General features: G+C 62.3%; 1 protein-coding gene. It reads right to left on the bottom strand.

The genetic code is table 11. The annotated features are described in order from the left end of the window. Window positions 1-223: contractile injection system protein, VgrG/Pvc8 family (locus tag ABR397_RS24710; protein WP_350307971.1), on the bottom strand; the 223-nt coding region annotated here is incomplete at both ends.

Raw genomic sequence — 223 nt, forward strand, 5'->3', positions numbered from 1 at the left:
TTGTGCCTGGGTCGCCTCACCCGGGTGATAGGGCAGGACCGGGCCTGTGGCGAGGGCGCCCGCGACGTCGGCGAACACCAGGGTGTTCTTGTTGCCGGTGAATTCAAAGAAATAAAACAGGCCTTCTTCGGCGGTCAGCCGGTGCAGAAAGTCAAAATCGGTTTCCCGGTACTGGACGCAGAACTCCCGTTCCGGGTGCGGGTGGCGCAGGCGGAACACCACA

This window comes from Photorhabdus viridis (assembly GCF_040256935.1).
Lineage (GTDB): Bacteria > Pseudomonadota > Gammaproteobacteria > Enterobacterales > Enterobacteriaceae > Photorhabdus > Photorhabdus viridis.